We start from the raw sequence: 10651 nt of genomic DNA on the forward strand, positions 1-10651 counted from the left end.
ATCATTCGTATCCCCCGACCGTGACGATGCGGTCGCCGATCGAGATCACGTCTCCGAGCTTGATGCCGACGCGCTCACCTGGCGGGCAGGTGATCTGCACGCCGTCGCGGATGATCACGGTTCCGTTCGTCGAGCTGCGATCCATGAGCCAGCCGCCCGAGATCTCGGCCGCCGCCTCGAAGTGCGTCTTGGACAGCGACAGGGTCTCGTCACGCACGGGGACCGTGATTGCTCCGTCCTCGGCGGCCGGATTGCGACCGAAGATCGTGCGACGCGACACCGACACGCGTGTGCCGTCGTCCCATGTGAAGACGAGCCGGTGGCCGGGGATGCTGATCCGGGTCTGCTCGAGATCATCCTCCTCACCGGGAACGAAGGACTCCGGTGCAGCCGGTGTCTCGGCCGTCGGCGCTTCGACATGCGCGGGCTCTGGCGTGGGCTCGACCGCCGTCGTGGCCGGCGATTCGGGAGCGGGTGCCGGTTCCGACGGCGCGGCGGGGCGCACCGGCGAGTCCTGCGTGATGCCCGGCACGAACGCGATCAGCGAGGAATCCGCGGGCAGCGGCGGCGCAGGAGTCGGAGTCACGGGCAGGGGCGGACGAGGTGGCACGATCGTCTCGTCGAGCGCCTCGGCCGACTCCTGAGCCTCAGTCGCCTGAGCAGGAGCGGCGAACGGAGCAGGAGCGGCGAACGGATCGGACACGGGAGCAGCGGGCGCCGCATACGACGGCTGGGCCGGCGCCGGGGCGCCGTAGGGAAGCGGCGGTGCGGGATGCCCCGACGGCGCCGGATACCCGGGCGTGGACAGCTGCTGTCCGGCGAAATCCTGCCCGAACGACTGCGCGACCGGTACCGCCTGCGTCGGCGGGGCGGCGGGAGCGGACGCGCGCGCGTCGATGATGACCGACTTCGCGACCTTGTCGTGCCAGCCCTGATAGCGTCCTGAGCCGTCGAACAGCGGAGTGAAGTAGCCGACCACGATCGAGGCGGCAAGACCGAAGATCACGTTGCGCAGGAGGGCGCGCCAGAACCCGATGGAGTCGCCACTCGCGGCGTCGACCAGCCGCACGCCCTGTGCGCGCATGCCGATGGAACCGGTGCCGTTCTGCATGTAGGTGTAGATCAGCAACCAAGCGAGCTCGAGGGCGACGACGACCGGCAGGCCGATCGCGAGGACCAGCAGCATGCCCTCCGCCGAGCCGGTGAGCACGGCGATGGTGACGAGGATGCCGCTGAGCACGATGCCCAGCCCACCGGCGATCAGCGCATCGATGACGTACGCGACGGCACGACGGGAAGTCGGGGCGATCTGCCCGAAGGGAAGCATCGTCATGCGCTCTCGCTCTCGGATGTGGGTGAACTGTTCTTGTCGATGGTGCCAGGTTCTCGGCGAACACGCGCGGTCGCGGCATCCCTGAGGCCCTGGAAGCGCGTCGTGACGGACGCGTCCTTGAGCAGTGATCGAAGGCTCAGACGCGCCTTCAGACGTGTGAAGAACCCGGCGTCCTTGCTGAGGCCGATGACGATCTCGTCGACCTGCTTCCAGAACGCATCGACCTGATCCGGCGTCGGATCGGTCGGGCCGAACACCTCGGCATCCGCACGCTGAGCGAGCACCGTGACCGCCGGCACCGCGATCTTCTCGACGACCTGCCCTGCTTCTTCGGCGCGGGTGGCACCAGGTGTGATCCGCGCCCCGTAGTCGACGGCGCGGTCGGTGAGTTCGTCCCAGCCGCCGCTGATCCGGTCGCTCGTGCGCTCCGCGGCGCGGCGCGACCGGCGGCGGGCCGCCTTCCAGGCGCCGATCACGATGAACGGCGACGCGAGCAGCGCGATGATGCCCAGCGAGATGCCGCCGATCGCGAGGATCGTGCCGATGAGACCCGCGAGGTTGAAGTCGTCCTCCTCGGCTTCGCGGTCATCCGGCAGTGTCGGCGGCAGATCGACCGGCTCCTGCGGCGGGGGCGGCGGCTGCAGCACCTGCGGCTTCGGGTCGGCTCGCGGCTTGGTGTTCTGGTCGTTGGGGACCTTGTCCTCGGGCGGCGTGGGGTCGAACGCCACCCATCCGTGACCGGCGAAGTTCACCTCGACCCAGGCGTGCACATCGTCACCGGTTGCGGCGAACGTCGCCTTCGCGGCATCCTCTTCGTCCGGATAGAAGCCCATCACCACGCGGGCCGGGATATCGAGCTCTCGTGCCAGGAGCGTCATGGCGACGGCGTACTGCTCGTCGTCGCCGATCATCTGATCGCCGCCGATCAGGGTCGAGATGCGCTCGGACGTGTGCCCGGCGCGCGAGATCACCTCGTTCTTCAGGCCGTGGCTGAAGAACCCGCCCTCGGCCAGGAATGTCTCCAGGGCTGCGACCTTCTCGATCGGCGTCTTGGCTTTCTCGGTCTGCTCAGCGGCGAGGTTCGCGAGCTCTTCGGGGACGTTGCTCTGCTTGGGCATCGTCACCGAGCCGAACTCGGCCTCGGCGAGGCTGTCGTCATCGCGCTCCACCGGCACGGTCGTCTCGAGCGTGTAGGCGTCGCCCGCGGTCAGCGGGATCGTGCTGATCGCGGTCGCGCTGGACTCGTTGTAATACGTCGAGCGGCGCAGCTGTTCGGCACGGTCGCCCGTATAGGAGAACTCGTTCACCTGGCCGGCGATGGGGATCCAGACGTCGTCGTACTCGCCGATCTCGACCTGCAGGGTGACTCTGTCGCCCTCGGCATCCACCGACATGTTGCCGCGCAGCGGGGTGAAGGCGCCGGACGAACCGTTGCCGGCATCCGAGACGTTGTAGACCTGGCCGTTGAAGTCGTCCATGGCAGCCAGGCGGATCCTCGATCCCTCTGGCAGGCCCTGGACGGTGAACAGCGTCTCCGAGAGCAGGTCGCGGACGACCTTCCGATAGGACTGCAGCGGGCTGGGATACTCGCGGATGTCGAACGGCGGGATGATCGTGTCGCGGAAGACGTGCCGCGGCTCGTAGGGCTCGGCGACGGCGCTCGTCGCGACACCGGCCCCGGTGGCGACGACGAGGACGGCGGCGCCGGCACCGACGCGGCGCCAGCGCATGTGCGACGCGCGTGCGGGGTCGATCTCGCTCACGGAGACGGCGGCGTTCTGCGGCGCCCAGATCTGACGCAGCGAGAGCCATCCCATGCTGACCAGCGCGAAGACGACGCCCTGCACGATCGGCGCCGCAGGAGACGGCACGCCGAGAGCGATGCCGAACATGACCGCGACGCCCGCGGGGATCAGCGCCCAGCCGCCGTTGCGCAGTCGGAGCGCGAGGGTGCCGGTCAGAACGCTCGCGACGAGCAGCAGCAGGAACGGCACGATGAGGTGGCCGTCGGATGCCGCGACGGGGGCGACGGTCGTGAGCAGCTGCTTCCAGGAGGTGACGATGCCGATGGCGAGGCGCTGCAGGGTGTCGATGGTCGGGATGAACCCGGCGATGGCTGTGTGCGGCAGCGCGAGCGCTCCACCGAAGACGAAGTACGTCCCGAGGGTGAGCCCGGCGATGATGAGGATGCCCCAGTGGCGCCACGCGCTGACGGCGGCGATGGCGAGGCCGAGCACCACGGCGCCGATCGCTGCCGGCAGATAACTGGGACCGGCGAACGTGGGCCAGAAGCCCACGACCGCGACGCCGAGCAGCAGCGCGGAGGCCGTGAGGTCGACGGCCAGGCGCCGAGGGCTGATGGGGTCGGCGGACGTCATGCGAGCACCTTCCGCAGGGCGATGGGCAGCTGCTCGAGAGCGGCGACCGTGACGACATCCGCGTCGCCGATGCGACGCAGCGTCGGGTTCTCAGCCTTCAGATCGACCACGATCGCGAGTGAGCGGGCGCCGAACGGGACGCGGGAGCACGCCGCACGGAGGTCTTCCGTGCGGGTCTTCGACCCCGTCACGAGCACGACGAAGCTCGCGAGCGCCATCGTCGCCGACAGAACGCCGGCGAGCTGGGTGATCCCGCCGTCCTTGGGCTTGGAGTACTCGACGGTGGAGAGGGAATCGAGCAGCTGCTTTCCGGTGCCGGCGGGGAGCTCGCGACCCTGCACGCGCAGGTCGACGCGCTGCGAATCGCGCAGCGCCCGAAGGCCGACCGAGCCGGCCATCGAGACGGCGCGCTCGAACTCCTCGTCCTCGGCGTACTCGGCGGTGTTGCGGGACAGTCCGATCACGAAGTGCGAACGGCGGGTCTCCTCGAACTGGCGCACCATCATGACGCCGGTGCGTGCCGTGGAACGCCAGTGCACGTGCCGCAGATCGTCACCGGGCTGATATTCCAGAAGCGCGTGGAACGACACGTCGTCGCGGGAGAGATCCGACGCCGGCATCCCCTCCAGATCCCGGAGGAAGCCGAGCGACTGCCCGTCGAACAGCACCGTCTTGGGGTGCACGTACAGGTCGACAGGCTCGTCGCGGTTGTGTGCGCGCTCGAACAGACCGAGCGGATCTCCCCTGACCACACTGACCGGGCCGACCTTGACGACGCTGCGCTTCTGCGTCGGGATGGCGAACAGCTCCTCGGCCTGGTCGCCCGGTGCGAGGCGCTGGATGCCGAATTCACCGCGGCCGGAGCCGACGGGAAGCACGACGCGGGAGGGGAGGATGGCCCGATCGCTGTTGTTGGCGAGAGTGAGGCCTCCGACGGCGCGCTCTCCCACGACCACGCGGGTGCGGGCGAGGTCGAGGGCGACGTCGTACTCCGTGCGGCCGATGAGGAACAGCGCGCACAAGGCCACCGTGACCGCGATGACGACGGCGGCGACGGTCAGCTCCCACCAGCCGAACACCTGCCCGATGATCCAGAGCCCGAGTGCGAGGCCCATCAGCACCCACGCCAGCGGGCGGACGGCCGAGAGGATCAGGCGGAGACGCGTCAACGCACGCGCGCCGATGACCGCCGCGATATCACGCCAGTCGGCATCGCGAGCGGTCGTCTGCGGGACGACGGGTACGGTCTCCGATGTCATCACGCCGCCGTACGTGCCTGGGGCGCGGCGACGGACTCGAGCGCGCGGGCGATCACGACGTCAGCGGTCGTGCCGGCGAACTCCGCCTCGGCATCCAGCAGCAGGCGGTGCTGCCACACGGCGTGCGCGAGCGTCTTGATGTCGTCCGGAAGCACGTAGTGGCGCCCATGGGCCGCTGCCCACACCTTCGCCATGCGGACCATCGAGATGGCGCCGCGGACGGAGACGCCCAGGCGGACGCTGTTGTCGTTGCGGGTCGCCTCGGTGAGCTCGGCGACGTAGCGCAGCACGGCCGGCTCGACGTGGGCCGTGGCACCGAGATCGGCCATGTCGGCGACCGCGCTCGTGGTGATGATCGCGGACAGACTCGCAGACGGGTTGCGGTCGGATGCCCCGGCAAGGATGCTCTCGGTCACGGCGAGGTCGGGGTAGCCGATCGAGGTCTTGATGAGGAAACGGTCCAGCTGCGCCTCGGGGAGCTTGTATGTTCCGGCCTGCTCGACAGGGTTCTGCGTCGCGATCACGAGGAATGGGCGACCGGCCTCATGCGTGACGCCGTCGACGGTGACGCGGGACTCCTCCATGACCTCGAGCAGCGCGGACTGCGTCTTCGGCGATGCGCGGTTGATCTCGTCCGCCAGGACGATCGAGGCGAAGATCGGGCCTTTGTGGAACTCGAACCGGTGCGCCTGCTGGTCGTAGATCGTGACGCCGGTGACGTCGGACGGAAGAAGGTCGGGCGTGAACTGGATGCGCGCGCTCGTACCCTGCACGGTCGCCGCGAGGGCCTTGGCGAGGCTGGTCTTGCCTGTGCCGGGTGCGTCCTCCAGGAGCACGTGTCCCTCGGCGAGCATCGAGGCGAGCACGAGGCTCACGATCTCGCGCTTGCCCTGCAACGCCTTGTCGATGTTGTCGACGAGGCGATGGAAGGTGCCCTGGAACCAGGCCGCCTGTTCGGGTGTCATCGTCATGAGTGTTTCCTTAGGTGGGGAGGTGGGGATGCGGGGGGCAGGCGCCGGGCGCTACCAGTCTCTGCGTTCATATGCGACGCCATCGATAGTGACCCAGACCTGGTGGGGTGGCTCCCTGGTCAGGTCTCCGTGATGGCACGACAGGTCGAAGTCGGCGTTCGCCCCGAAAGTGAGCCTGTACGTGCGCCACGAGTCTCCGAACGGCGTGCTCGAGCACCCGACCGTGTGCTGTCCGTAGGGGAACGTCTCATTCGTGTTGAGGTTGAACCGGTGGCAGCCGTCATAGCAGTCAGAACTGCCGACGTACGCACCGTTCTCGACCCACGCGCGGGGCGCGGGCGGCGGAGGCGGCGGAGGCGGCGGATCGTTCGTACGGGCGGATGCCGACGCGACCGTCGAATAACCGGCCTTGTTCTTCACGCGGACGTCGATCGCGTGCGTCGTCGAGTAGGCGCTGCCCGTCGTCGTGGCGCCGCTGTTGGCCACCGCCTGCCACCCGCCGCCGTTGATGTTGATCTCGGTCGTGATCGGGGCCCCGTTGTCGCCGTTGGTGCTCCAGCTCAACGTCACCGTGGTTCCGTTGTTCACCGCAGCAGCATTCGGCTGCGGTGGGATGCCGAAGGGTGTCTGGGCTGCCGACGACCCCGACGGGTCGGAGACGTACTCCACGCCGTCGACAACGGATACGGCGCGGATGCGCACGGTGTAAGCCGTGCCGTTCTGCAGGAACGAGATGTGGGTTCCGTCCCAGTTGAACCCCGCGTCGTTGCCGTTGACGTGCCAGGCACCGCCGTTGAGGCTGTAGTCGTAGCGCACCTCACTGGCGGATGCTCCATTGAGCTGGGACTCCGACAGGCGATACGTGTTCGGGTCCACGGTGAGCATCCGATCGCCCGCCGTCGCCGAAGGCGTCCCCGGCGTGCCCGGCTTGATCGCGGCCCGGCGCGGCGCTGATGGATCGCTCCAGGCGCCCCAGCCTGCCTTGTTCTGCGCGTGGACCTTGTACGTGTACGCGGTCGTGGAGGTGTCGACGACGACCGCCTGGGACGTCTTGCCCGCCGCGACTGCGATCGTCTGCACGACACTGCCACCGCGCAGCACCTGCAGCTGATACCCGTCGATCGCGTCACCGTTGTTGTACGGAGCGACCCAGGACACCTGCATCTGCGCGCGGTCGCCGACCGGCGACAGCAGACTCGACGTCGGCGCGGCCGGGGCAGCGGGTGGTCCGGCGGGGATCTCGCCGAGTGACGGTCCGCTCCAGCTGGAGGGCTCTGGTGCGAGGTTGTGGGCACGGATGCGAACGGTGTACTCGGACCCGTTCTCCAGGCCAGCCCAGGTGTAGGAGTTGCCGGTGATGTTCGTCTTCTGACCCGCACCGACACCGCCGGAGAGTTCCAGCGTGTAGTACTGCACGGGAGACCCGGGAGTCGACGGCGTCTTCCACGCGATCTTCAGCTCCTTGTCGCCGAACACCAGCGTCGGAGCCGCCGGAGTGTCCGGACGTGCATCCGGTCGCGCCTCGGCCGACGACGGGGAGGGCTCGGAGTCACCGACGCGGTTCGTCGCGGTGACCTGGAACAGGTACTTCACGTTGTTCGTCAGACCGTCCAGGGTGCACGTCGTCGAGGAGCACTGCTTCTCATAGGCGTCGCCCTGTACCGAACGCACGGTGTACCCGTCGATCTTCGCGCCGTTGTTCGCCGGAGGCGACCACGACAGCACCACCTTACGGTCCTGCACGCTCGACACCGTCGGCTTGCCAGGAGCATCCGGAACACCCTGCACCTTCAGAACGATCTTCCCGTCCACCTCACGATCCGGGTCCTCCGTGATGTCGCCGATGCGATAGCGGATCGTGACGGTGCCGACGTAGTCCTTGCCCGCGGTGACCTCGATCTTGTCTCCAACGATCGCCGGCTCGCCCTCGCCGCTCTCCGGCTCTGCCGAGATCAGTCGCAGTTCACCCTCGCCCGCGAACGGGTTGAAGTCGTTCTGCAGCACGGGAACGGTGATCGTCTCGCCCTGATCCACCTCTTCGAACGTGTCGGTGACGGCCGTCGGGAGGTCACGGGTCGAAGCCGAGACCGTCACGATCACCGCCCCCTCGATCGGGTCGGTATGCCCGTCGGTGATGCGCACCTTCAACGTAGCTGCTGTGCCCTTGGGGGTGTTGGACGATGCCTCGACGAGCAGCTTCGTGCCATCCATGCGCGCCGAGATGCCCTCACCCGCACCGCTCACGTAATCGAACGAGAGCTTGCCCTTGTCCTCCGGATCCGGATCTTCCGCCAACTCGGCCAGGTCGATGGATGCGGCCGCCTCACCCGGAGCCACATTGACCTGCCCCCCGATGAACGTCGGCGGCTGGTTCGCGGGCGGGAGGACCGTGATCGGGATCGACAGCGTCGCCTTCGTCCCCTCGGGATCATCCGGTCCGGTCCCATCCGTCACCTCGAACGACACCGCATCCGATCCGAAGTACCGATCCGCGGACGTATAGACCAGCGTGCGCTCGTCCTTGATCAGGCTCGCACCGTTCGCATGCGACGCGCTCACCTTCTCCGCTTCCGTGATCACGACCTGACCACCACCGGACACCGTCACGTACTCCGCCAGCGGAATCTCCACCGTCTCACCGCTGACGACCTCGATCGACTTGCCGGCCTCGATCACCGGCGGCACGTCGGAGCGCGCAGGCACGAAGATGAATGCCGCGTTCTCCTGGCCGTCCTCGTCCGTGATGGTGTACCGGATCACCTGCGCGGTGTCACCGATCGTGACCTGAATCTTGCGGTCATCGAGGATCGTGCCACCGGATTCGACCTCGACCTCCAACGCGTCCGTCGTCGCGTCAGGATCCTCGTCGTTCGCGAGGACGTCGACGTCGAACGTCGGCTCCTCCGTGATGTCCGTGGACTTCACGCGGTCATCACGCGCGATCGGGAACAGCAGCGGCACGTCCTCGTCCACGGTGACCTGGACCACAGCCTTCGCCTCGGCCCCGCGCTCATCGACGATCGTGTACTGCAGAGACGTCTCCACCTCGGCATCCGGCGCCTGAACCAGTACCCGATCACCCGAGACGCGCGCGTCGAGACCGGTCACGTTGTCCGGCAGCGTCAGGCCGTTCTTCACCAGCGCGACTTTGTCGCCCTCCGGGTCGGAGTCGTTCGCCAGCACCGGCACGGCCACTTCGCGGCCCGGGCGCACGACCACGGCATCCTTCACCGCGTACGGCGACTGATTGACCTCTTCGCTGGGCGCGATGCCCACGTGGACGGTCGCGGTGCCTTCCTTGCCGAGCTTGTCGCGGACCTTGTACGTGAACGTGTCGACGCCGGTGGAGTCCTCGAAAGACTCGTAGACGAGGTAGTTCCCCTCGACCGTGACGAGCCCCTTCTTCGGGTTCGAGTCCAAGCCGAGCAGTTCGACGGAGTCGCCGTCGGTGTCGATGCCGTCCAGCGGGATGGCGATGTTCGTCGTCGTCCCGCTCAGGGTACGGGCGGTGACGTCCCGCGGCCGAGGGGCCGCATTGGTCTCTTCGTCGACCGCGAGGATCTGAATCGTGATGTAGCCGGCATCGACCTGGCCGTTCTCATCCACGACGTTGTACGTGGCGTAGACCGTCTTCGCCTCAGGACCAGCACGGAATCGGACCGCATCCTGGGAGACGAACGCCTCGCCGTCCTCCGGGTCGATGAACGGCTCCACCAGCTCCGGCTCGACGTGCATCGCCGCATCGTTGGGGTGCGTGTCGTTGTCCAGCACCGGGATCGTCACGACGTCGCCGGCGCGGACGACCACCGTGTCGTCGTTCGCGACCGGCGGGAGCAGCTTGTCCGGTGCGGGAATCGGGATGACGACCACATCGCCCTCAGCCGTCTTCGTGCCGTTCGAGATGCGGTATTTGATCCGCACCTGGTCGTCGAGTCCGCCCTGATCGCCGATGCGCAGGGTCTCGTGGTTGAGCACCGAGACGGAGACGCCGCTGCCGGGCTCGACCGTCACCGACTGCACGACGAGAACGCCGCCACCGGGGTCGGTGTCGTTGTTCAGCACGCCGACGAGCGCCTCGCCGCCGGTCGGGAGCAGGGCGACGTCGCGCACTGCGATCGGGGCGAGGTCCTCCTGCGTCGGCTCCTGCACGTCGATGCGCACGAGCCCGACGGCGGCCGGCACTCCAGCGGTCACGTGATACTGCACGTAGTAGACGCCCACGGCGGGTGCCGAGAACGTGAACGTCTTGTTCGGATAGTCCGGGAGGATCGTCGTGCCCGCACGCTCTTCGACACGAGTGAGGCGCAAGGGCTCACGACTCGAGCTGGTGTCGTTGCTCAACGGCGCGACCGTGACCTGCGACCCGACGGTCGTCACGATGTGATCGGCGTTGGTCTTCGGCAGCGTCGATCCGACGGGGCGCACATCGAGCTGGATCGTCCCCGTGGACTGCTCCCCCGAGCCGTCGGCCACGATCACCTGCAGCTCGTAGCGTCCCGGTGGGGATGCGACGGCGCGGTAGGTGATCTGCCCGTCGGTGGTGAAGTCGACCTCATCACCAGTCGCGGGCACGACGGCCTGGAGGTAGACGTCGTCGCCGTCGGGGTCGATCCAATCCGGCAACACGTTGTACGACACCGTGCCACCCGCCTCCACCGCCAACACGCTCTTACGCTTCGGCTCCGGCGCAGAATTCACACTCCAGTCATG

5 protein-coding genes are annotated in these 10651 nt (G+C 67.9%); all 5 read right to left on the minus strand.

Translation table 11 applies throughout. The features are described 5' to 3' along the window. Position 1: 1 nt before the first annotated feature. From ACFCYE_RS11965 to ACFCYE_RS11985, 5 genes are read right to left on the minus strand one after another with little or no spacing between them, the layout of a single operon-like run. Positions 2-1333 carry an RDD family protein gene (locus ACFCYE_RS11965; protein WP_376178974.1) on the minus strand — a complete coding sequence of 444 codons (1332 nt, stop codon included), beginning with the start codon at positions 1331-1333 and terminating at the stop codon, positions 2-4. Next, positions 1330-3711, minus strand: a complete 2382-nt coding sequence (locus ACFCYE_RS11970; protein WP_376178976.1) for a transglutaminaseTgpA domain-containing protein — start codon at positions 3709-3711, stop codon at positions 1330-1332. Before ACFCYE_RS11970 ends, ACFCYE_RS11965 begins: the two co-directional genes overlap by 4 nt. Further along, complete coding sequence (locus ACFCYE_RS11975) at positions 3708-4970, minus strand: DUF58 domain-containing protein (protein WP_376178978.1); 1263 nt, start codon at positions 4968-4970, stop codon at positions 3708-3710. Before ACFCYE_RS11975 ends, ACFCYE_RS11970 begins: the two co-directional genes overlap by 4 nt. After that, positions 4970-5941, minus strand: coding sequence for an AAA family ATPase (locus tag ACFCYE_RS11980; RefSeq protein WP_376178980.1), 972 nt, complete (start codon positions 5939-5941; stop codon positions 4970-4972). Before ACFCYE_RS11980 ends, ACFCYE_RS11975 begins: the two co-directional genes overlap by 1 nt. A 51-nt stretch (positions 5942-5992) precedes the next feature. Then, positions 5993-10639, minus strand: a complete 4647-nt coding sequence (locus tag ACFCYE_RS11985; RefSeq protein WP_376178982.1) for an Ig-like domain-containing protein — start codon at positions 10637-10639, stop codon at positions 5993-5995. Positions 10640-10651: the final 12 nt, after the last annotated feature.

The sequence above is a fragment of the Microbacterium sp. NPDC056234 genome, assembly GCF_042267585.1.
Lineage (GTDB): Bacteria > Actinomycetota > Actinomycetes > Actinomycetales > Microbacteriaceae > Microbacterium.

What these genes read in the sequence shown, in the direction of transcription:
- ACFCYE_RS11965 (WP_376178974.1), bottom strand. Translation starts at nt 1,333, where the DNA reads ATGACGATGCTTCCCTTCGGGCAGATCGCCCCGACTTCCCGTCGTGCC.
- ACFCYE_RS11980 (WP_376178980.1), bottom strand. Translation starts at nt 5,941, where the DNA reads ATGACGATGACACCCGAACAGGCGGCCTGGTTCCAGGGCACCTTCCAT.
- ACFCYE_RS11975 (WP_376178978.1), bottom strand. Translation starts at nt 4,970, where the DNA reads ATGACATCGGAGACCGTACCCGTCGTCCCGCAGACGACCGCTCGCGAT.
- ACFCYE_RS11970 (WP_376178976.1), bottom strand. Translation starts at nt 3,711, where the DNA reads ATGACGTCCGCCGACCCCATCAGCCCTCGGCGCCTGGCCGTCGACCTC.